This window comes from Streptomyces sp. NPDC005574 (assembly GCF_040605435.1).
GTDB lineage: Bacteria > Actinomycetota > Actinomycetes > Streptomycetales > Streptomycetaceae > Streptomyces.
Genome location: NZ_JBEXCW010000081.1, coordinates 15,468 through 36,051, shown reverse-complemented (window position 1 = coordinate 36,051; position 20,584 = coordinate 15,468). Strand labels below are relative to the sequence as shown.

The window sequence follows — 20,584 nt, the reverse complement described above, 5'->3', positions numbered from 1 at the left end:
CCCTTGCTGCGGGCCTGCTCAACAAGCTGGTCGATCAGTTTCTGCTCGACCGTCGCGGCCTCCGGCGACGGATCCGCCTGGTCGGCAGCGGCCACGAACTCGGTCACGGTGTCAGTCACTTGATGTCTCTTCCATGATCATCAATTACACCGGTGAGCGTACAGACCCCCCCACGACCACGCCGCACAGGTTAAAGATCAAGTTAGGCCAGGTGCGGGTCGTCGTTGGTGATGTCCGCCGCCACTCCGATGAACGTGTTGCCGGCCGAAGTGCCCAGGGCGCCCTTGTAGTTGTAGATGGCCCACTGCATGCCGCTGAAGGTGTTGCCGTACACGTTCGCGCCGATGTAGTGGTTGATGCCGACGCCGAAGGTGTCCGCGCCGCCGATGTCGTGGATGCGGTTGCCGAAGACGTTCAGGTTGGTCACGGCGTTGAACGGGCCACCGCTGATGCCGATGATCAGGATGCCGTCCGTGAACCGGGTGCCGCTGATGTCGTTGTCGTGGATGTTGATGGTGTCGGCGGCGGCGTTCTGGAAGCCGCTGTACACGATGCCCGGCAGGGTGCCGGTGCCGTTCTCGGAGCCGCCGACGACGGTGTTGTGGTGCACGGAGACGTCCGACAGGGTCTCGGTGGAGGAGTTGGGCTCCAGGTCGATGGGGCCCGGCATCCCGGAACGCGAACAATTGACGAACTTGTTGTGGTGCACCTCGATACGGGTCCCGGAGACCACGGAGACGCCGTTCCGGTTGAAGTGGTCGGACGTGAAGGTGTTGCCGGGTCCGACGGTGCAGTTCCTGGCGGAGTTCCCGATGTTGACATAGACGCCGTCGCCGATGATGCCGGTGAACGCGCAGTCCTTGACCACGACGTCGCTGACGTTGCCCTGGATCCGTACGCAGTGCCGGTACTGGGACCAGACGCCCCCCTGGTGCGGGGCCCGCCCGTCGAACCGGAGGTTGTCGAGCGTGACGCCCGATCCGCGCACGGCCAGGATCTCGTCGCTGTGGGTGGTCGACGTCGTGGAGCGGTCCGGGAAACGCAGGGTGGCGCCGTTGCCCTCGACGTGGCAGCCGGCGGGGATCGACAGCGAGGTCACGGTGTAGGTGCGGCCCGCCGGGAAGACCAGCCGCTTGCCTGCGGCGGCGTCGGCCGCCAGCTGGGGTGTGGCGTGGTCCGTCACGAGCACGGCGTCGCCGCTGCCGCCCGCGGCGGCGCCGGGGAGGCGCGCCGCGGCCAGGAGCGGGAGGGAGACCAGTGCCAGCATCGACCTGCGGGAGACGGGACGGGAACCGGAGACTCGGGGGCCGTTCGCGTGGGGTTCGCGGCCGTGGGGGCCGGAGACGTTCTTCGCCGGGGGTTTCTGCGCTCGGAACAAACCAGGGACTCCGCGTGTGGGGGGGCAGCTCGGCGGTCGGTGCCGCTCACAGGGGAATTTTATCCGCAAAGCGCTATATCGATATAGCTATGCTCTGTGCCGCGCCTCACTCCGACACCCGGCCTCCGGCACTCCCGCTCGATCCCACTCCGACACCCGGCCTCGGCGCTCCCGCTCGGCCTCGCCGCTCATGTGGGCGGCGCGAGGGGTTCCGGTCGCGTGAAGCGGTCGAGGAGCGCGTCGAGCCCGGCCGCCAGAGCCTCCGGCCCACCTCGCCGGGCCAGGGCGGGGGCCGTCTCCCGCAGCGTGGGCAGTTCGTGCGCGGGCATGCGGTGCAGCCCGAGACGGAAGGCGGGCTCCGACTCCTCCGCGTTGTCCACCATGAGCCGCAGTTCCGCGGAGACGTAGCCGAGGAGCCACGCGGTGAAGGCGCGGAAGGCGTCGGCGGTACGGGCCTCGTCCAGACCGGCGCCGCGGAGCAGGTCGAGCACCCTCTCGTGGTCCCGGAGGACGGCGAGGGGGCGCTGGGCGAGCGGGACCACCAGCATGCGGGTGGTCAGCAGCGGTACCACCTGGGGGTGGGCGAGGCAGACGTCGTAGGTGGCCCGCGCGATGCGGTGGAGCGTGCCGCGCCAGTCGGACTCCCCGGCACCGCCTTCCCCGCCGGCGGCCAGCCGCTCCTCCAGTTCGAGGTAGAGCGCCTCCACGAGGCCGTCCAGCAGGGCGTCCTTGCCTTCCGCGTAGCGGTAGAGCGCCATCGCCTCCACGCCGAGTTCGGCGCCCAGCCGGCGCATGCTGAGCGCCGACAGTCCGTCCCGGTCCACCAGGTCGAGGGCGCTGGCCAGCACGCGTTCCCGGCTCAGCCGTCCGTAACGCCCCCGGTCGGCGGCGCGCCGCGCCGGCCCCGCCCCGGCACCCTTGCCCCGCGCTTTCGGCTGCTCCCCGACCATGTCCCGCCTCCAGATGCCCGACCCACCACGGTGTCCGCTTTGTGTTGACTCTATGCACTCCTGGGGGCAATGTGTACGTATACGACGTAAACATACGCCTTCCGTACGCATCGTCGGCGTCGCCTTCCCCCCAGCACGCCACCGACCGGGGAGCTCTCATGACAGTCCATCGGCTGCGGCCCCGGCGGGAAGAGGCCAAGCGCGTCCGGCCCGCCCCGGACACCGTGTCCCCCTCCTCCACCGGTACCCGCACCCGCGCCCCCGCCGGGTCCGCGCGGGAGCCGGGCGTCCCCTTCGCCGCGACCCGGATCGGTCCGGAGGCCCGGCGTGCCGCCCGGCGCGTCCTCGAGTCCGGCTGGGTGACCACCGGCCCCGAGACGGAGCTCTTCGAGTCGGAGTTCGCGGCGCACGTCGGGGCGCGGCACGCGGTCGCGGTGAGCTCGTGCACGGCGGCGCTCGAACTTTCGCTGCGCGCGCTCCGGCTCCCGGCGGGATCGCCGGTGCTCGTGCCCGCCGTGACGTTCTGCGGAGCGGCGCAGGCGGTCCTGCACGCCGGGCTGCGGCCCGTGCTCGTCGACGTTGACCCCCGTACCGGGCAGGTGGACGCGGCGACCGTCGGCCGGGCCGCGCGGGTGTGCGGTTGTCCCCGGGCCATGATGGTCCTGCACTACGCGGGCGCCCCGGCGCCGGTCGCCGAACTCGCGGAGGCGGCACGGCTGCCCCTGACCCACGTCGTCGAGGACGCCGCCCACGCGCTGGGCACCTCGGTGGGCGTTCGTCCGGTGGGGTCCCTGTCCCGGGCTGCCTGCTTCAGCTTCTACGCCACCAAGAACCTGCCCATCGGCGAGGGCGGCATGGTGACCACGGACGACGCGGCGTTCGCCGGGTGGATCCGCCGGGCCAGGCTCCACGGCATGAGCGCCGACGCCTGGCGCCGGAACAGCACCGGCGCCGACTGGCGGTACAGCGTGGAGGAGGCCGGCCTCAAGGCGAACATGACGGACGTCCAGGCGGCCGTCGGGCGGGTGCAGCTCCGCCAGCTCGACGGCTGGCAGCGGCGGCGGCACGCCCTGGCCGCGCGGTACGACGCGGCGCTCGCCGCCCTTCCGGGAATCGAGCCGCTGGAGGTCCCCGTCGTGGGACGGCACGCGCGCCACCTGTACGTGGTGCGGGTGGAGGAGGGGTACGGGACCGGCCGCGACGAGCTGATCGACCGGCTCGCCGAGCTCGGCATCGGCACCTCCGTCCACTTCGTGCCGCTGCACCACCTGCCGTACTTCCGGGAGACGGCCGTCGCCCCTCCCGGTGGTCTGCCGGGAGCCGACGCGCTGTTCCCGAGGCTGCTGTCCCTGCCCCTGTACCCGCATCTCACCGAACGGCAGGTCGACCGGGTGTGCACCGCGCTGACCCGTCACGGCACCCGCCCCCACACGGCGAAGGCCACCGCTCACACCATCGCGGCTGCCACCCCACTCACCACAGTGAAGGCCACCGCTCCCACCACGGCGAAAGCCCCCTCGCCCGCCGAAAGCCCGAGCGCGCCCGCCTCGTCCCCCTCGCCCCCCTCGTCCAAGGTCTCCTCCCCCGCGCCCCGGCTCCCGGCCGGACTGCGCACCCTGGTGATCGGTGCGGGCGAGGCCGGACGGGCGCTGGCGCGGGACCTGGCGCGGACCCCGCAGTTCGGTCTTGACCCGGTCGGTTTCCTCGACGACGACCCGGTCAAGCTGCGCGCCGCCGTCCTGGACGAGCTGCCGGTCCTCGGCCGGCTCGACCGCATCCGCGAGACCACCCTCGCCCAGCGGGCCGAAGCCGTCGTCGTCGCGATCCCGGGTCTGGCCGCGGACCGCTTCCGCCGGGTGGCGCGGGCCGCCGAGGCGGCGGGGGCCAGCGTGCGGTACCTGCCGTCGTTCATCGCCGCCCTGCGCCGCGACGTGGTGGGCGGTGACATGCGGGCGCTGGACGTGCCCGCGCTGATCGGCCGCGCCGAGATGCACATCGTGAGCCCCGAGGTGCGGGCGACCATCGCGGGCAAGCGTGTCCTGGTGACCGGCGCCGGCGGCTCCATCGGCAGCGAGCTGTGCCACCAGGTGCGCGCCTTCGGACCCAGCCGCCTCTTCCTGCTCGACCACGACGAGTCCAACCTGCACCGGCTGCAACTGGAGCTGTACGGCGACGCCCTGCGCAACGACGACATCGTGATCTCGGACATCCGCGACCGCCCCCGCATCGACCAGGTCTTCCGCGTGCTGCGCCCCGACGTGGTCTTCCACGCCGCCGCCCACAAACACCTCCCCCTGCTCGAACGGCACCCGTGCGAAGGCGTGAAGTCGAACGTGCGCGGCACCGAGAACCTCGTCCGCGCCGCGCTCGCCGCCGGCACCGCGCGGTTCGTGCTGATCTCCACGGACAAGGCGGCCGACCCGGTGTCGGTGCTCGGGGCGACCAAACGCCTGGCCGAGCTGATCGTGCGCGACGGGCAGCGGGACGCGGCACCCGGGACGGTGTTCGCCGCCGTCCGCTTCGGCAACGTGCTGGGCAGCCGCGGCTCCCTCCTGTCGGTGGTGGCGCAGCAGCTGGGCGAGGGGGCCCCGGTGACGGTGACCCACCCCGACGCGACCCGCTTCTTCATGACCGTCGAGGAGGCCGTCGGCCTCGTCCTGGAGGCGGCGCGCATGGCCCGCGGGGGTGAGGTGTTCGTCCTCGACATGAACGTCCCGGTGCGGATCGTCGACCTGGTCCGCGAGTTCGCCCGGTCCGTGCACGTGCCGGACATCGACATCCGCTTCACCGGTCTGCGGCCGGGCGAGAAACTCAACGAGACGCTGTTCGCCGAGCAGGAGGGCCACGCCCGCACCTCGCACCCCCGCATCCTCGCCGCGACCTCCACCGACCGACCCGAGCAGCCGGCCGTGCCGAGCCGGGGGCTGCCCGCCCTGTACGCGGCAGCCGAGCGCAACGACACGCGCGCGGTGCGCGGGTTGCTCGCCGACCTCCTGCCTGGCTTCCCGGCCGCCGAACAGGCCCACGCACACGCGGGGATGACCGACCCCTACCCGGACGACTTCTGATGTCCGGGCGACGGCCCTGGCCCCGGTGGGCACCCAGGCCGGATCCGGCGGCGGGGCCCCGGCCGCGCCGCCGGATCCTGCGGGCCGTGCTGGTCGTCGGCCTCGCCGCCGTCCTCGGACTGCTCGGGCTCGTCGCCGGGGGTGTCTGGTGGAGCACCAACCACTACGGTGACCAGGTCACCCGCATCCCCGACCCGTTCCCGCGGGGGCCCCGGCCGGCCAAACCCGCAGGTCACGACGGCGGTACGACCTTCCTGCTGGCCGGCGTCGACAGCCGCTCGAAGCGGCCGACCACCGGGAGCGGCGCCACGGCGCGGCTGTGGCGCTACGGCGCCCAGCGCAGCGACACGCTGATGCTGGTGCACCTGAGCGCCGACGAGGGCAGCGCGTACACGATGTCGATACCGCGCGACAGCTGGGTGCCCATCGCCGGACACGGCTCCGCCAAGATCAACGCCTCGTTCTCCTGGGGCGGCCCGCCCCTGCTCATCCACACGGTGGAGCAGCTCACCAAAACCCGCGTCGACCACTTCGGTGTCATCGACTGGCACGGCTTCCGCGCCCTCACCGACGCCGTCGGCGGCGTCCCCGTCACCGTCGCCGAGAACTCCTACGACCCGCAGCAGCACCGCCACTTCACCGCCGGCACACAGGTCATGAACGGGACGCAGGCGCTGGCGTACGTCCGGCAGCGGCACGGTCTGCCAGGCGGTGAACTGGACCGGATCAAACACCAGCAGCAGTTCCTGCGCAGCCTCGTCGGGAAGGTGCGCGACGGTGTGCGGCTCACCGACCCGCTGGCCACCGACAGGACGCTCCGCGCGATCACGCGCGCCGTGAGCATCGACGACCGGATGTCCAACGGAGACCTCCGCGGTCTCGCCCTCGGCCTGCGCGGCTTCGACGCCGCGGACGCCCGGTTCACCACCGCGCCCATCGTCCACTCGCAGATGATCCGCGGCCAGTACGCGCTGATCCTGGACAGGCAGAAGCTGCGGGCGCGGTGGCGGGCGGTCGAGACGGGAGACCGGCCGGGCGCCGGGAGGTGAGGCACGCCATGCGCCCCCGGCACCCGGTCGGCCGCGCGTCGGCCGGCGAGGCCACACGGACCCCGCCCGCGTCGGGCGGCGCTCCGCGGGCGGCGCGGGGACTGCTGCCGTCGGTGGGTTTCAGCGCGCTGGCCCAGGCGGCCCCCCTGCTGACCAACCTGGTCCTCACGCCGTACCTGATCCGCCATCTGGGCCTGGACCGGTTCGGTGTGTGGTCGCTCATCCTGGTCTTCCTGGCCACCCTCACCGTGCTGGACGGCGGCGTCGGCGCCTCCCTGGCACGCTTCCACGCCTACCACGCGGCGCACGGGGACCGGGCGGGCACCGGGCGTCTGGTGACCGGGGCGCTCGTCGTGTTCGTCGCGCTGGGGGTGCTGGTCACCGGCCTGTGCGTGCTGCTCGCGCCCGCGCTGACCTCCGCCGTGGACGTGCCGCCCCGGCTGCGCGAGGAGGCGGGGCAGCTGCTGCTGCTCCTCGGTCCGCTGCTGACCCTCGCGCTGGCCTCGAACTCGGCCACCGCGCTGCTCCAGGCCAACGGGCGTTTCCGCACCCTGGCGGGCGTCAGCGGCGGTTCGTGCCTGGCGTACGCCGTCGCCGTGATCGTGCTCATCGACCAGGGAGCGGATCTGCCCCTGCTCGCGGTCCTGGCGGCCGGACGCTATCTGCTCGTGACGGTCCTCGGACTCGCCGCCGGCGCGCGGCACGTCCGCATCCGGCGTCCCCTGCTGCCCCCACGCGTCGAACGCCGCGAGTTCTGGCACTACGCGGTGCGCATGCAGCTGTCCGGGTTCACGGTGTTCCTCAACGGGGAGATCGACGCCCTGGTGGTCGCCGCACTGCTGCCGGTGCGCTACGTCGGTGTCTACGCCGCCGGCTACCAGGTCGCCAACGCCCTGCGCAGCCTGCCGCTGTACGCCTTCCCGCCGATCCTCACCCGCATGACGAACGTCTTCGCCGTGCGCGGACTCCCGGGCGCCGTGCGGGAGTTCCACGTCCTGCAACCCCGCTGGCTGCCCGCGGTCCTCACCTACGGCGTGGTGACGACCGCCGCGGTGGGCCTGGCCGTCCAGGTGTGGCTGGGGCCGGCCCTCGCGCTGAGCGGGGCCGTCGCCGCGGTGCTGCTGGCCGGCTACTCGGTGCAGGTGGCGCTGACCGGCGTCCGGACCTGTTTCGTGCGGGCGATCGGCCGCCCCGGGTACGAGACGCGGTACTCGTGGTGCTCGACGGTGATCAACCTCGCGCTGACCGTGCCGCTGACCCTGATGTTCGGTGTGGTCGGCGTGGTGCTGGCCACGTCCGTGGGCATCATGGCCGGCTCGGTGTACTTCGTCGTGCTGTGCCGGCGGCTCGCCGGGCTGCGGGAGCGGCGGCTGCCCCGGCGCTGGCCGCTGGCGACCCTGCCCGCCACCGCCGTGGCCGTCCTGGGGAACCTGCTGGTGCTGCGGCTGGACGCGCACGGGGTGCTGCCGCTGCTGCTGGCGGGCCTGCCGGTGCTGGCCGGCCTAGCCGCCGCGACCGCCCTGCTCCTGCCCCGACTCACCCCCCGTCCGGCCGCCGGGACTCCCCCGGCGGTGACTCCCGAGGAGGAAGCGTCATGAACTCCGCCACCCCACGAGGTCCGCGGGCGTCCCGGGCCAGGCGCGTGCTGATCGTGGCCCAGCTGGACGGCTACGCCAACAGCGTCAAACCCCTGGCCATCCAGCGGTACCTGCGCGAGCGCGGGCACGACGTGCACCTGGCCGACACCAACTGCCTGGCCCGGGCCTCCAGCGCCCCGGGGTCGCTGGGCCGGATGCTGCCGGGTTCCCTGCGCCCCGACCGCCTGCTGCTGTACGCCAACGACGTCGCGTCCAAGACCCTCACCCGGCGCTGGGCCTTCGGGCGCCGCCACCTGTCGTACCACGTGCTGCTGACCGACCACCGGCTGCGGCGCCGCATCCTCACCCGCGAACTCCGCCTCGACGACTACGACCTCGTCATCTGCGAGACGCCGTACGACTCGGGGGTGCTCGCCTCCGGGACATCCGCCCGCACCCTGTACGACTGCCCCAACCCCTGGGCCGACGAGGTGTTCTACGAGCACCGGCTGTCCGGCCGGCAGCACCGCAGGTTCCGCCACTGGGAGACCGGCTTCCTGGAGGACATGGAGCACCTGTCGTTCTCCTGGGAGTCCTACGGCCGCTACGCGCGCGAGCACTACGGGATCAGCGGGCGCAACTTCCTCCAGCTGAACTGGGGTTGCACACCGTCGCAGGAGCGGGCCCGGTTCGCCGACCCGCCGCGGGTGGCCTATCTCGGGTCGCTCAGCTCCCGGTTCATCGACCTCGCCCTGCTGGGCCGGCTGTGCCGGCGCAACCCGGGCATCGACGTCTACGGCGGGCCCCCGCCGGACCCGGCCCTCGGCATCAACCACCGCGGCTACGCCTCGCCCGACGTCCTGCGGGACTACCAGTTCGGGCTGATCACGTGCACCCGGGACCTGTTGCGCCGCGAGGGGTTCTCCGCCAAGCACCTGCACTACCTGGCCTACGGTCTGCCAGTGCTGGTGCCCGGCTGGCGGCGCCACCTCGACCTGCTGCGGGGGTCCGTGCCGTACACGGAGGACTCGTTCGCGTCGGTGGTGGACGGCCTCAGCGGCCCGGACCGGTGGCAGCCGGTCGCCGATCAGGCGTACGAGCAGGCACAGCGGCTGGACTGGAACCGGACCCTGGAGCCGCTGGAGGAGCTGCTCGACCGACCGACCCGGGTATGAGCACGGCGGCCAGGAGGGCGAAGGTCAGCGCGTTGCTGATGCCGAACGACCAGGGGCGCTCCAGGACGGAGGTGAGCAGGACCGGCAGCAGCACGACCGCGGCCGCCGGGAAGCCGGGAACACCGCCCCTGGCCAGCAGATGGAGCAGCAACAGCAGGAACAGGGCGAGGCCGACGAGGCCGCCCGCGTACAGGACGTCGATCCACTGGTTGTGCAGGGACGGGGAGACGGCGGCGGGGATCTCGCCGGCCGGGTACTTGGCGGACCAGGTCTTGCCGCCGAAGCCGACGAAGGGGGACGCGGGCAGTTCTGCGCCGGCCATCCGCCAGATGGTGGCGCGGTCCCCGAGCCGGTCCGGGCTGGGGTGGTTGAAGGGCAGGGCGAGGCCGACGGCCGCCACCGTGAGCAGGATCGGCACGGTGACCAGGACGCGGCCGGGAGCGGTGCGCGCGCCCGTGTCGCCGGGCAGCCCGGGGCGCAGCAGCGCCAGCAGGGCCACGGTCGCGATCGCGGCGACGCCGGACATCGTGCTGCCGGTGGCGACGGCCAGCAGGGCGACATAGCCGACCAGGACGCAACGCACGCGTCCGCGCAGCCCGAGCCAGACGAAGGGGATGCCGAGGACGAGCATCATGCCGAAGATGTTCTCGTTGGAGAACACGCCCGCGTAGTGGATGCCCAGCAGGCCGCACGGGTTGTCGGCCCGGCACTCCCGCAGCACGGTGGCCGGTTCGACGAGCGCCTCGACGCCGCCCAGCACGGAGAACAGCAGGACGGCGGCCGCCGCGCCGAGGAACGCCGGGCGGCCGGGCCGGGCGACGACCCCGACGAGCAGAACGGCGAACAGGACGAGCTGGCGGGGGACGAGGAGCTGCTGGCCGTGCAGTCCGTCGGAGAGGGCGAACAGCACGACGAGCGCGAGGGCGACCAGCGGCGCCGTGTTGACGCGGACGCGGGCGAAGAGCACGCGGTGCACGACGAACGCGACGCAGGCGAGGAGCAGGACGGCGTTGCTGACCGTCCCGATGCGGTTCACCCACTGGGGGAACCCGATCTCGACCTCGCCGAGCGGGTCCAGGCGTTGCACCCGGCCCGCCCGGAGCACGTAGGCGACGCTCGGTACGTTGGCGAGCAGTCCGGTCAGGAGGACCAGCGTGGAGGTCAGGTCCCAGTCGCCGAAGGCGCGTGCGTGTCGCAGGGCCGCCGTGACCGGGACCAGCGACACCAGGGCGAGGATGCCGATGATCAGTGCCTTGAACGCCTGGTCGTTCGTCATGCGGCGGCTCACCCCGCCTGGTGGTGCCGGACGGCGGCGGCCGGCTCCGCGGCGGGCGCGCGGTCGTCGTCGGGCGGGCGGAGGTCCGCGGGCCGCGGCGGCTCGGGAGGCGGCTGCCAGTCGGCGAGTCCGTCGTCGCGGGTGCCCGTCAGGACCGCGCCGAGGACCTGTGCCCGGACCGCCTCCAGGGTGTCCAGGGCGCGGCGGGCGTCGTCGCGCCGGGTCTTCGCGGCGCGTACGACGAACAGCACGCCGTCCGTCACCGGGGCGAGGGCGGCCCCGTCCGCGAAGGACAGCAGGGGCGGGCTGTCCACGACCACGAGGTCGGCGTCCGCCTCCAGGGCGCGGATCAGCTGGGTCGTGACCGGCCCGCAGACGAGCTTGCTGGGGTCCGCCGGGACGGGGCCGGCCGGCAGCACGCGCAGCCGGCCGCCGAAGCGGCTCTGCAGGGCGTCGTGGAGTGCGGCCCGGCCCTCGATGACGTCGGAGAGTCCGGGGGCGGCGCGCAGGCCGAGTTCCGCGGCCAGGCGCGGCCGGCGCAGGTCCGCCTCCACCAGGACGACCCGCCTGCCGGTACGGGCGACGCTGGTCGCCAGGTCGACGGCGGTGCTGGTGCGGCCCTCCGCGGACAGGGCGCTGGTGACGAGCAGCGAGCCGGGGAGGCCGTCGTCGGTGCCGAACCGCAGCCGGGTGCGCAGCTGGTTCAGTGCCTCGGTGCGCCGCGCGGTGTCGCGCCGGCGTGCCGGGCGCCTGCGGTGTCCGCCGGGCGGGGGCACCGCGCCGAGGGTGGTCAGGCCCAGGTGGGTCCGGATGTCCTCGGGGGTGCGGAGCGTGGTGTCGAGGGCGTGCCGCAGCACGGCTCCTCCGACGCCGACGGCGATGCCGGCGAGCAGGCCGACGGCCATGTTCAGCACGGGGCGCGGGCTCGTCGGCGTGGACGGGGGCTGCGATCCGCCGACGACACTCGCCTTGACCAGGGGCGGGCTGCCGGACGAGGTGCCCTCGACGGTGTCGATGTACTTGGAGAACTGCAGGGCGGTCTCGTCGGCGATGGCCTGGGCCCGGTCGGCCGACCCGTCGCTGACCTCGATGTCGACCAGGGTCGTGTCGAGCGGGGCCTGGGCGCTGATCTTCCCGGCGAGCTGCCCGGGCGTCGTCCTCAGGTCCAGCTGGGAGATGACGCCGGTCAGGACCGAGGGGCTGGTGACGATGCGGGTGTAGGACTTGACCCGCTGCTGGGTGAACAGGCCGCCCTGGTACGCGTCGCCGCCGGTCTTGTCACTGGTGGCGATGAAGAGCTGGGCGGTCGCCGTGTAGGTGCGCGGGATCAGCGCGGTCACCAGCGCCGCCCCCGCGAGTCCGAGCAGGACGCACACCGTGACGAACCGCCAGCGGCGCCGCAGCGCGACGAGATAGTCGTGGAAATCCATGGAGGCTCCCCTCCGCCCAGCCGCTGCGCGTGCTCTTGACGTCATCCGGCCCGAGGCGCAATATGTGGATTTACGACGTAAACGTACGGTATCAGCATACGGCTGGACACGGAACCATGGAACCTCACCTGGATCGCTGCGCGATCACCCCCTACGGCCGTGAAGCCGGAAGCTCCCGGGTCCGTGTCTTCGAGTGGCTGGACCGGATGGGAGCGGACTTCACCGTCGGCAGCTATCTCTCGCTGCCCGACGCGTCCGCCTCCCGGCTGCTGCGCCACCCCGTGTCCCTGGCCCGGGCGGAATGGCGGCTCGGGGCCCTCGCGCGCGCCCGGCCCCGGCGGCTGCTGCTGCACCGGGAGGCGTCCCCGCTCAGCCGCGGCTGGTGGGAACGGCGACTGCTGACCAGCGCGGAGTTCGCCGTCTACGACTTCGACGACGCGCTGCAGTGGGACCGCGGCGAGGGCGGACTCGCCCGCAGACTGGCCCCCAAGGCGGACAAGGCCAGGGTGGCCGTCCGGCACGCCGACCGGGTGATCGCGGGCAACGCCGTCCTCGCCGACTGGGCCTCCCGCTTCCACCGTGACGTCGTGGTCATCCCCAGCTGCGTCGCCCTGGAGGACTACACGCGCAAACCCGGATACGTGCTGCGCGACCCGCCGCGGCTCGGCTGGATCGGCTCACCCCACAACGAGGCGTCCCTGCTGCTGATCGCCGCCGCGCTCACCGAGGTGCACCGCAGGACCGGGGCGCGCCTGACCCTCGTCGGCACCACCACGCCCTCCCTCGGCGCCCTGGAGTCGTTCATCGACCGGATCGCCTGGAGCCCGGCGAGCCAGCGGGCGGCGCTGGCCGGCATGGACATCGGTCTCATGCCCCTTCCCGCGACCCGCTACAGCGCCGGCAAGTGCGGCTACAAACTGCTCCAGTACGCCGCCGCCGGCCTGCCGGCCGTGGCCAGCCCGCTGGGCGTCAACGCCGACCTGCTGCGCCAGTTCGACATGCCCGCACCCCGCACCCAGGACGACTGGACCACCGCGCTCCTCACCCTGATCGACTCCCACCCGGACGCCCGGGGGCGGCTCGGCCGGGCCGCGCGCGAGGTCACCGGCCGGCGGTACTCCTACGACGCGTGGCTGCCCCGCTGGGCCGCCGCGCTCGAACTGGGACCGGTGCCGTGATGGCGCCGGGCGAGCGGTCCGGGCCGGCCGCCGACATCGTGATCGTCAACTGGAACACGGGCCGGCACCTGGCGGACTGCCTGCGCTCGATCGTGCGCACCGACCGGTCGCTGCTGCGGGTGGCCCGGATCGTCGTCGTCGACAACGCCTCCACCGACCGCTCCTGCGCGGACCTGTCCACCCCCGGCATCCCGCTCACCGTCGTCCGCAACAGCCGCAACCGCGGATTCGCCGCCGCCTGCAACCAGGGCGCCGCGCACGGCGACGGCGACTTCCTGCTCTTCCTGAACCCGGACACCGAGCTGTACCCCGACACGCTGCGCGCCGTGGGCCGGTTCCTGGCGACCCCGGCCGCCCGGGGCGCCGGCATCTGCGGCGGACGGATGGTCGACGCGCGCGGACGCCCCGCGATCTCCTGCTCGCGCGCCCCCACCCTGCGCGTCTTCTTCGGCAAGGCGACCGGGCTCGACCGGCTGGCCCCCGCGCTATTCCCGCCGCACCACCTCCGGCCCGCCGAACTCACCGCCTCACGGCCGGTCGACCAGGTCATCGGCGCCTTCTTCCTGCTGCGCCGCGCGCTCTTCGACCGCCTCGGCGGCTTCGACGAGCGCTACTTCCTCTACTTCGAGGAGGCCGATCTCGCCCGGCGCGCCGGTCAGCAGGGCCGCGGCAGCTACTACGTCCACGAAGCGCGCGTCCACCACATCGGCCAGGTGAGCTCCGCCCAGCTCGGCGGCGGGCGGCTGCGTCACTCGCTGTGCAGCCGCACCCAGTACGCCTTCCGGCACTGGCCCCGCTCCCACGCCCGCCTGCTGGTGGCCCTCACGCTGACGGTCGAACTCGCCGCCCGGCTCGTCACCTGCGCCCTGCGCGCGAACGCCTCCGACGTGCGCGCCACCCTCGCCGGTTACCGGGGCTACCTGAGGTGGCTGCGCACCGCGGGCGGAGGTCTCCGACAACCCGGCCGACGCCCCGGCACGACGGCACCCCGCCCACCCACCCCGACGACGGAATCGGCGGAGGACACCCTCCATGCACACCGCTGACCGAGTTCCCGTGAAGACACTGCCCGCGATGAGCGCCGTGCGGCTCGCACCGGCGCGCCGGTTCCTGGACGTCGCCGTCTCCCTCACCCTGCTGCTGCTGTTGGCCCCGCTGCTCCTGCTGGTGGCGCTGGTGGTCGCGGCCACGAGCGGGTCACCGGTGCTGTTCCGCCAGCAGCGGGTCGAGGCGGGCGGCGGCACCTTCACCCTGCTCAAGTTCCGCAGCATGCGCACCGACTGCGCGGGACCCGGGGTGACCGGCTGCGCGGACCCGAGGGTCACCCGGACCGGACGCGTGCTGCGCCGCCTGAGCATGGACGAGCTGCCGCAGCTGTGGAACGTGCTGCGCGGCGACATGACCCTGGTCGGCCCGCGCCCCGAGATACCGCGCCTGGCCCGGCGCTATCCACCGCGCGACCGCTGGGTGTTCCGGCACCGCCCCGGACTGACCGGGCCCTGTGCGCTGCGGTCGCGCGGCTACGCCGCCGAACTCGACGGCCACACCGACCCCGAGGAGTACTACCTGACGGTCCTCGTTCCGCGACGCACCGCGCTGGACGCGGAGTTCCTGCGCCACGCCACCGCGGGACGGGTGATCGCCTTCACCGCCAGGACCGCCGTCTACGTGCTGTCCGCGCTGTGGGACAGGGAAGGGAGGCCGTGATGCGTTCCGTCGTGACCGGCGCCGCCGGGTTCATCGGCTCGCACCTGTGCGAGCACCTGCTGTCCTGCGGGGACGAGGTCCTCGGCATCGACGCGCTGACCGACTACTACGCCCCCGCGCGCAAGCGGCGCAACCTCGCCCGGTTGCTGGGCCGCGACGGGTTCACCTTCCGCCGCGGCGACCTGCTGGAGCTGCCCCTGAAGCCGCTGTTCGCCGACACCGACGCCGTCTACCACCTGGCCGGCCAGCCCGGCGTCCGCGGCTCCTGGGGCCCGGAGTTCACCGTCTACCTCGAACGCAACGTCCTGGTCACCCAGCGGGTGCTGGAGGCGGTCCGGGACGCGGGGCCGCGCCGGCTGGTCTTCGCCTCCAGCTCCTCGGTGTACGGGGACGCGGAGTCGTACCCCACCCCGGAGTCGGTGGCGCCCCGGCCCGTCTCGCCGTACGGCGTCACCAAGCTCGCCTCGGAGCAGCTGTGCGAGACCTACCGGACGGTCTTCGGCGTCCCGGCGGTCTCCCTGCGGCTGTTCAGCGTCTACGGCCCACGGCAGCGCCCCGACATGGCGTTCGCGCGGCTCGTGGAGGCCGCCTGCACCCACCGTCCCTTCCCGCTGTACGGGGACGGCGGCCAGAGCCGTGACTTCACCTACGTCGGTGACGTGGTGACCGCGATGCGCTCGGCCGCCCTGTCCTCGTGGACGGGGGTCGCCAACCTCGGCGGCGGCAGCGAGGTGACGATGAATCAGGTCATCGCGCTGCTCGACGAGTTGGCCGCCGAGGTGGACGTGGTGTCCGGTCCGGCGCTGCCGGGCGACGCCCGCCGCACCGCGGCCGACATCACGCTGGCCCGCGACGCCTTCGGCTACCGGCCGGGCACGGACATCCGCTCGGGGCTCGCCGCGATGGTGCGGGCCGAGCGCGTCCTGCGGCGCTCCCGGCCGGAGGGCTTCGCCGCCCCCACCGGGGGGCCGCGCCCGCTGCACCGCAGCCAGGCGTGACCGAGGCCGCCGGTGTCACCCGCCGCGCTGCGCTCCCCGGTAGTAGTCGACGATCTCCCCCGCCGTCATCTCCCGCTCCCTGCGGCGCCCGAGGAAGTACACGGCCGACGCGTCGTCCTGGGCGAAGTCCGGCGGGACGAACCGGTCGAGGCCGCGCAGCCAGAACAGCAGGCCGCGGGTCGCGCGGCCGGCGAGGGCGGACCGGGTCAGGCCCCGGACGGCGTGGTCGAGGCTCCACACGAGCTGGGTGCCGGGACCGGCGACGGGGCCGGCGGCGAGTTCCTCGAACCGGCGGAAGAGGTAGCGGTGGCCGCTCGCGGTGAAGCGGGTGAAGTCGTGGGCGCCGGCGTGCACCTGTTGCAGGAACGGGGTCTCCGCGTAGACGAGTCCGCCGTCCTTGAGGACCCGGTGGATCTCCGCGACGACCAGCGCGGGATCGAGGACGTGCTCCAGGACGGCCTGCACCAGCACGGCGTCGACGCTGCCCGAGGGCAGCGGGACGCGGTGGGCGTCGGCGACGAACTGGGTGACGGGACTGCCGACGATGTCGAAGGCGATCACCTGCACGCGGGGATCGCGGTAGACCTCCTCCACCCCGTTGCCGACCGTGGCGCCGCCCACGACGAGCAGTCTCGGCTCGGGGTCGGGCAGGCTGCGCAGCAGCAGTTCGACGTTGTGGGCCGCCACCCGGTTGGGCGGCTTGAGCACGCGGCGCAGCGGGGCGGGGAGCCGCTCGGCCCCCCGCCCGCCGGGTGCCGTGGCGGCGGTCGCGTCCGGGTCGACGACGCTGCGTTCGAAGTCGATGAGCACGGGCCAGGGCCCCACCGTGGGAAAGGCGGTACCGGCCGCCCCCAGCGGGCAGCCGGGCGCGGCACAGCCGAGGCCGCCCGGCCGGTCCGTCAGTTCCGACCGGCAGCGCGGGCACACCAGCAGCTTCCTGATGGCACTCAGCTCGGCGAGCGGCATGGGCGTACCTCCACGTCGGCCCCCTTGAGTAGTTTCCTATGGTTTGACCGATACCGCCCGAAGAGTGAAGATGTACGTATACGCCGTAAATATACGGCGGAGGAACGGAACTCGGACGGCGGTGGTCGGTGATGCGCGACGCGGCCCTCGCCGCCGGCCCCGGACGATCCGGCACCCCGGCGGCCGCCTGGCCCGCCACACCCCCTCGGGTGGCGCCGGCGGCGTCCCTGCCGACAGCCCCCCATCCCACCCGCATCAAGGTCCTGCACGTCATCACCAGGTTCCAGGCCGGAGCCGGCGGCAACACCCTGCTGTCGGCCGTCGGCCTGGACCCCGAGCGGTACGAGGTCTGGATCGCCGGGGTCCCCGGCGGCGCCCTCTGGGAGCGGGCCCGCGCGGCCGGCCTGCACACGGTCGAGATCCGCGGCTTCCGGCCCACCCTGGCCCCGGCCGACCTGCTGGTACTGGCCCGGCTGGTGCGCCTGGTGCGGCGCGAGCGGTTCACCGTCGTCCACACCCACTCGGCCAAGGGCGGCTTCCTCGGCAGGCTCGCCGCCCGGCTGTGCCGCACACCCGTCGTGGTGCACACCTTCCACGGCCTGAGCTTCCATCCCTACCAGTCACGCCCCCGGCGCACGGCGTATCGCTGCCTGGAGCGCGCGACCCGCCGCTTCACCCACCGGTTCCTCGCCGTCGCCCCGGGGGTGGCGCGGCAGGCCGTGGAGGAACGCCTCGCCGTGCCCGGCCTGGTGCAGGTGGTGCCCTCCGCGGTGGACCTGGGCCACATCCCCCAGCGGTTCGACCCGCTCGCCCGGCGCGTCCTCGGCACCCCCCGCTCCACCACCCTGATCGGCACCGTCGGCCGCATCGACACGCAGAAGGCCCCGCTGGACTTCGTCCGCATGGCGGCCGCCCTCCACGCCGAGCGCCCCGCCACCGCGTTCGTCATGATCGGCGACGGGCCGCTGGAGGACGAGGTGCGCGGCCTCGCCGAGCGCCTCGGCGTCGAGGTGACCCTCACCGGGGACCGGCCGGACGCCTCCTGGCTGGTGTCCGGCCTGGACGTCTTCGTGATGCCGTCCCTGTACGAGGGTCTGGGACGGGCCCTCACGGAGGCACTGGCCACCGCGCGCCCGGTCGTCGCCACGGCCGTCAACGGCGTCCCGGACCTGGTGGAGCACGGCGCCACCGGACTGCTGGTGGCGCCGGCCGACCCGCAGGCCGCGGCGCGGGCGGTGTGCTGGCTGCTCGACCACCCCCGGGAGGCCGCCGAGATGGGCCGCCAGGGCCGGCAGCGGGTACGGGCCGGCTTCGCACCGCAGACCATGTGCGCCGCCGTCGACGCCTGCTATCGCGGCCTGCTGGGCCTCCCCCCGCAGGGCCGGACCCCGGGAGCGTCCCCGGGAACCTGAACCGGAGGGTGCCGCCGGAGCAGCGCCCCGGCCGCGCCCCGACCACGGAGATCGCCATGCGCCTCACAGTTCTGGGCACCGGATACGTCGGAGCCGTCCACGCCGCCTGCATGGCGGACATCGGCCACGACGTCCTCGGCGTGGACATCGACCGGGACCGGATCGCCGCCCTGGCCGCCGGCCGGCCCCCCTTCTTCGAACCCGGCCTGTCCGCCATGCTCAAGGCGGGCGTGGACGCGGGCCGGCTGCGCTTCAGCACGTCCCTGGCCGAGGCCGCCTGGTTCGCCGACACGCACTTCGTGTGCGTCGGCACCCCGCAGCGGCCCGGCTCGGGCGCCGCCGACCTCACCCATGTGGAGGCCGCGGTGGACGGCCTCGCGCCCTACCTGGCCCGCAGCGGGTACGACAGGGTGCTGGTCGTCGGCAAGTCGACCGTGCCGGTCGGTACGGCGAACCGGCTGTCCGCGCGGCTGCGGGCCACCGCGCCGGACGCCGAAGTGGCCTGGAACCCGGAGTTCCTGCGCGAGGGCTGCGCGGTCCGCGACACCCTCAGCCCGGAGCGGATCGTGGTGGGCGTGCGGTCGCCGCAGGCCGAGACCCGGTTGCGCGAGACGTACGCCCCGCTGCTCGCGGGCGGCACCCGGTTCCTCGCCACCGACCCGGCCACGGCCGAACTGGTGAAGGTGGCCTCCAACTCCTTCCTCGCCACGAAGATCTCGTTCATCAACGCCATGGCCGAGATCTGCGACGTCACGGGGGCCGACGTCCTCGCCCTCGCCGAGGCCATGGGCGCCGACTCCCGCATCGGACCCCGCTTCCTGTCCCCCGGCCTCGGCTTCGGCGGCAGCTGCCTGCCCAAGGACATCCGGGCCTTCGCCGCCCGCGCCGAGGAACTCGGCCGGGGCGAGTCCGTGGCCTTCCTCCGGCAGGTCGACGACATCAACACCCGCCAGCGCACCCGCACCGTCGACCTCGCGCGGCAGCTCGTCGGCGGCGGCTTCACGGACCGCAACGTCGCGGTCCTGGGCGCGGCCTTCAAACCGTGCAGCGACGACATCCGGGACTCGCCGGCGCTCGCGGTCGCCGACACCGTACGACGCCAGGGCGCCCAGGTCCGCGTCCACGATCCCGAGGCCGTCGACAACGCCCGGGCGGCCTGCCCCGGGCTGCAGTTCGCCCCGGACGTGACGAAGGCGTGCGAGGGCGCCGACGTCGTCCTGCACCTCACCGAGTGGCCGCAGTACCGCGACCTCGACCCCACCGCGCTCGCCGCCGTCGTCCGTGTACCGGCGATCGTCGACGCGCGCAACACCCTCGACCCGGTCACCTGGCGGTCCGCGGGCTGGACGCTGCGCGCCCCCGGCCGCCCGCGGCTCGGCTGAACGGCGGGGAGGAACCATGCGTGTCGTGGTGTCCGGCGGAAGCGGCTTCCTCGGGTCGCACCTGTGCGAGGCGCTGCTGCGCCGGGGCGACAGCGTCCGCTGCCTGGACGACTTCTCCTCGGGCCGTGCCTCGAACATCGCCCACCTCATGCACGAGCCCGGCTTCGAGTGCACGACGTGTGACGTCACCGACCGGTTCCGGGTCTCCGGCCCCGTCGACGCCGTCGTCCATCTCGCCAGCCCCGCCTCGCCGTTCGACTACGCCCGCCGCCCCCTGGAGACGCTCGCCGCGGGCAGCCGGGGCACGGAGAACCTGCTGCGGCTGGCGGCCGAACACCACGCGCGTTTCGTGCTGGCGTCCACCAGCGAGGTCTACGGCGACCCGACGGAACACCCGCAGGACGAGGAGTACTGGGGCAACGTCAACCCGATCGGGCCGCGCAGTGTCTACGACGAGTCCAAGCGCTTCGCCGAGGCCCTCACCATGGCGTACCGCCGCAGCAGGGACGCCGACACCGGCATCGCGAGGATCTTCAACACCTACGGGCCCCGGATGCGCGCGCACGACGGCAGGGTGGTGTCGACCTTCGTCCGCCAGGCGCTGGACAAGGAACCGCTGACCGTCTTCGGCGACGGCGGCCAGACCCGCAGTCTCTGCTACGTCGACGACCTGATCCGCGGCCTGCTCGCCCTCCTGGACACCTCGCTGCCGGGCCCCTACAACCTCGGCAACTCCGAGGAGCGGACCGTGCGGGAACTCGCCGAACTGGTGCTGCGCCTCACCGGTTCCGCCGGCCCCCTGCGCTTCCTGCCGCTGCCCGTCGACGACCCGACCCGACGGCGCCCCGCCCTGGCCCGGGCCCGCGAGGAACTCGGCTGGCGTCCGAGGGTGCCGCTGGAGGAAGGGCTGCGCCGCACCGTCGCCTGGTTCGCGACACAGCCGGCGACCTCCGTGCACCCCCCGGAACGGCCCGTGACGCAGCCGGCGGCCACCTCCGGTGACGGCGGCCGGGGGCCGCTCCCGTCGTGACCCGGCAC

General features: G+C 73.6%; 15 protein-coding genes. 10 read left to right on the top strand and 5 right to left on the bottom strand.

All coding sequences use genetic code 11. The features are described 5' to 3' along the window. Positions 1 to 202: 202 nt before the first annotated feature. Both ABZT03_RS33775 and ABZT03_RS33770 read right to left on the bottom strand, forming a co-directional pair. Entirely contained in the window at positions 203 to 1,378 is a 1,176-nt protein-coding gene (locus ABZT03_RS33775; RefSeq protein ID WP_356046543.1) for a hypothetical protein, read from the bottom strand. A 188-nt stretch (positions 1,379 to 1,566) separates the two neighbouring features. Beyond that, a complete protein-coding gene (locus tag ABZT03_RS33770; RefSeq protein ID WP_356046541.1) occupies positions 1,567 to 2,328 on the bottom strand; it encodes a TetR/AcrR family transcriptional regulator C-terminal domain-containing protein in 762 nt (253 codons plus the stop codon). Between the two features lie 158 nt (positions 2,329 to 2,486). Between ABZT03_RS33770 and ABZT03_RS33765 the strand changes: the two genes are divergently transcribed. The 3 genes from ABZT03_RS33765 to ABZT03_RS33755 all read left to right on the top strand — a co-directional run bounded on the left by ABZT03_RS33765 (position 2,487) and on the right by ABZT03_RS33755 (position 8,043). Beyond that, the gene (locus ABZT03_RS33765; RefSeq protein WP_356046539.1) at positions 2,487 to 5,396 is read left to right on the top strand and encodes a DegT/DnrJ/EryC1/StrS family aminotransferase; all 2,910 of its coding nucleotides are present in this window, start codon (positions 2,487 to 2,489) and stop codon (positions 5,394 to 5,396) included. A gap of 86 nt (positions 5,397 to 5,482) precedes the next feature. Further along, entirely contained in the window at positions 5,483 to 6,445 is a 963-nt protein-coding gene (locus tag ABZT03_RS33760; RefSeq protein ID WP_356046537.1) for an LCP family protein, read from the top strand. An 8-nt stretch (positions 6,446 to 6,453) separates the two neighbouring features. Further along, entirely contained in the window at positions 6,454 to 8,043 is a 1,590-nt protein-coding gene (locus tag ABZT03_RS33755) for a polysaccharide biosynthesis C-terminal domain-containing protein (protein WP_356046535.1), read from the top strand. A gap of 1,032 nt (positions 8,044 to 9,075) precedes the next feature. On the opposite strand, the gene ABZT03_RS33750 is transcribed toward ABZT03_RS33755, so the two are convergent. Continuing rightward, positions 9,076 to 10,473 (bottom strand): O-antigen ligase family protein, encoded by a 1,398-nt coding sequence (locus ABZT03_RS33750; RefSeq protein ID WP_356046533.1) that lies wholly within the window; start codon positions 10,471 to 10,473, stop codon positions 9,076 to 9,078. 8 nt (positions 10,474 to 10,481) lie between these two features. Then, positions 10,482 to 11,903, bottom strand: a complete 1,422-nt coding sequence (locus ABZT03_RS33745; protein ID WP_356046530.1) for a polysaccharide biosynthesis tyrosine autokinase — start codon at positions 11,901 to 11,903, stop codon at positions 10,482 to 10,484. A 116-nt stretch (positions 11,904 to 12,019) separates the two neighbouring features. Here ABZT03_RS33745 and ABZT03_RS33740 point away from each other — a divergent pair, with 116 nt between their 5' ends. From ABZT03_RS33740 to ABZT03_RS33725, 4 genes are read left to right on the top strand one after another with little or no spacing between them, the layout of a single operon-like run. Next, positions 12,020 to 13,081 (top strand): glycosyltransferase, encoded by a 1,062-nt coding sequence (locus ABZT03_RS33740; protein WP_356046528.1) that lies wholly within the window; start codon positions 12,020 to 12,022, stop codon positions 13,079 to 13,081. Next, positions 13,081 to 14,127: a glycosyltransferase family 2 protein gene (locus ABZT03_RS33735; RefSeq protein WP_356046549.1), complete on the top strand. Its 1,047-nt coding sequence runs from the start codon at positions 13,081 to 13,083 to the stop codon at positions 14,125 to 14,127. Before ABZT03_RS33740 ends, ABZT03_RS33735 begins: the two co-directional genes overlap by 1 nt. A 10-nt stretch (positions 14,128 to 14,137) precedes the next feature. Then, positions 14,138 to 14,788 (top strand): sugar transferase, encoded by a 651-nt coding sequence (locus ABZT03_RS33730; protein ID WP_356046526.1) that lies wholly within the window; start codon positions 14,138 to 14,140, stop codon positions 14,786 to 14,788. Then, on the top strand, positions 14,788 to 15,786 hold the full coding sequence (locus tag ABZT03_RS33725; protein WP_356046524.1) for an NAD-dependent epimerase/dehydratase family protein: 999 nt from the start codon (positions 14,788 to 14,790) through the stop codon (positions 15,784 to 15,786). The genes ABZT03_RS33730 and ABZT03_RS33725 overlap by 1 nt, the downstream gene beginning before the upstream one ends. Positions 15,787 to 15,801: 15 nt before the next feature. Here the strand turns inward: ABZT03_RS33725 and ABZT03_RS33720 are convergent, their stop codons facing one another. Continuing rightward, positions 15,802 to 16,752, bottom strand: coding sequence for a methyltransferase domain-containing protein (locus ABZT03_RS33720; RefSeq protein ID WP_356046522.1), 951 nt, complete (start codon positions 16,750 to 16,752; stop codon positions 15,802 to 15,804). Between the two features lie 131 nt (positions 16,753 to 16,883). Between ABZT03_RS33720 and ABZT03_RS33715 the strand changes: the two genes are divergently transcribed. From ABZT03_RS33715 to ABZT03_RS33705, 3 genes are read left to right on the top strand one after another with little or no spacing between them, the layout of a single operon-like run. Next, on the top strand, positions 16,884 to 18,164 hold the full coding sequence (locus ABZT03_RS33715; RefSeq protein ID WP_356046520.1) for a glycosyltransferase: 1,281 nt from the start codon (positions 16,884 to 16,886) through the stop codon (positions 18,162 to 18,164). Positions 18,165 to 18,220: 56 nt separating this feature from the next. Further along, positions 18,221 to 19,546, top strand: coding sequence for a UDP-glucose/GDP-mannose dehydrogenase family protein (locus ABZT03_RS33710; RefSeq protein ID WP_356046518.1), 1,326 nt, complete (start codon positions 18,221 to 18,223; stop codon positions 19,544 to 19,546). 16 nt (positions 19,547 to 19,562) lie between these two features. Beyond that, positions 19,563 to 20,576, top strand: a complete 1,014-nt coding sequence (locus ABZT03_RS33705) for an NAD-dependent epimerase/dehydratase family protein (protein ID WP_356046516.1) — start codon at positions 19,563 to 19,565, stop codon at positions 20,574 to 20,576. Positions 20,577 to 20,584 lie beyond the last annotated feature (8 nt).

Bases quoted from the DNA above. Each gene is read 5' to 3' on its own strand.
- ABZT03_RS33770 (WP_356046541.1), bottom strand. From the start codon at position 2,328: ATGGTCGGGGAGCAGCCGAAAGCGCGGGGCAAGGGTGCCGGGGCGGGG.
- ABZT03_RS33765 (WP_356046539.1), top strand. From the start codon at position 2,487: ATGACAGTCCATCGGCTGCGGCCCCGGCGGGAAGAGGCCAAGCGCGTC.
- ABZT03_RS33755 (WP_356046535.1), top strand. From the start codon at position 6,454: ATGCGCCCCCGGCACCCGGTCGGCCGCGCGTCGGCCGGCGAGGCCACA.
- ABZT03_RS33750 (WP_356046533.1), bottom strand. From the start codon at position 10,473: ATGACGAACGACCAGGCGTTCAAGGCACTGATCATCGGCATCCTCGCC.
- ABZT03_RS33745 (WP_356046530.1), bottom strand. From the start codon at position 11,903: ATGGATTTCCACGACTATCTCGTCGCGCTGCGGCGCCGCTGGCGGTTC.
- ABZT03_RS33740 (WP_356046528.1), top strand. From the start codon at position 12,020: ATGGAACCTCACCTGGATCGCTGCGCGATCACCCCCTACGGCCGTGAA.
- ABZT03_RS33735 (WP_356046549.1), top strand. From the start codon at position 13,081: ATGGCGCCGGGCGAGCGGTCCGGGCCGGCCGCCGACATCGTGATCGTC.
- ABZT03_RS33725 (WP_356046524.1), top strand. From the start codon at position 14,788: ATGCGTTCCGTCGTGACCGGCGCCGCCGGGTTCATCGGCTCGCACCTG.
- ABZT03_RS33720 (WP_356046522.1), bottom strand. From the start codon at position 16,752: ATGCCGCTCGCCGAGCTGAGTGCCATCAGGAAGCTGCTGGTGTGCCCG.
- ABZT03_RS33715 (WP_356046520.1), top strand. From the start codon at position 16,884: ATGCGCGACGCGGCCCTCGCCGCCGGCCCCGGACGATCCGGCACCCCG.
- ABZT03_RS33710 (WP_356046518.1), top strand. From the start codon at position 18,221: ATGCGCCTCACAGTTCTGGGCACCGGATACGTCGGAGCCGTCCACGCC.
- ABZT03_RS33705 (WP_356046516.1), top strand. From the start codon at position 19,563: ATGCGTGTCGTGGTGTCCGGCGGAAGCGGCTTCCTCGGGTCGCACCTG.